Source organism: Oleiphilus sp. HI0123, from assembly GCF_001635315.1.
On record NZ_LWGE01000956.1, the window covers coordinates 1 to 797 of the forward strand.

Annotated in this window: 1 protein-coding gene; it reads left to right on the plus strand. The window is 45.0% G+C overall.

Annotated features, from left to right (window positions below):
- Window positions 1-579, plus strand: a 579-nt coding sequence (locus A3761_RS08305) for a ChrR family anti-sigma-E factor (RefSeq protein ID WP_197472975.1), incomplete at its 5' end; no start/stop codon positions are given.
- Between the last annotated feature and the right edge of the window lie 218 nt (window positions 580-797).

Sequence of the window (797 nt, forward strand, 5' to 3'; positions counted from 1 at the left end):
TTGGGTATTATCGTTGCTTGTCATATCGAAACTTGCGGTTCGTGTGCCGCAAAAGTACGACGTTACGAAAGCTTAGGCGGTGATATATTATCTAGCCTGGAGCCTGAGCCGGTTGGCGCGAACGTACTAGACAATATTCTCGCGCGGCTTGATGATCCTGTCGCGAATGACAAACCTTTGAACTCAGCGAATCAGCAGGTCGAGATTCCACCGCCACTGAGGCGGTTTGTTGATAAAGACTTCGACCAGTTATCGTGGTCAGGCTTTTCAAGCAGCATAAAAGAGTTTGTATTACCTATTTCCGATGAACGCTACACCGCTAAGTTTTATCGAATCGCTGCAGGCAAAGAACTCCCAGAGCATACACATGAGGGCAATGAATTTACCTTGGTGATGCGTGGTAGTTTTTGCGATAAAGCAGGTGATTATCATAAAGATGATTTCATTTTGGCCGACACCCAGACTATTCACCAGCCAAGAGCGCATATGGAAGAAGACTGTATATGCTTTGCTGTGATGGATGCTCCTTTGAAAATGACGGGCTTTTTTGGTCGAATGTTGAACCCATTCCTTCGTTGACAGAGTATTTCGGATTAGCCTCTTAGCACTTACCTTAAGTAAATTGAAGTGCCGTCGTTTAGGGTCATGCATTGCGACAATTGCGGGGTTTTCTTTCCATGGTTTCCGCGTTCTTACAAAGCCTCAAGGCATAACCTAGATTTCATCGCGAAGGCCTATTCCATCTAGGCCTTCGCTTAACACCTCATATTTAAACCTGTTCAATCTGTTTTAAGGGT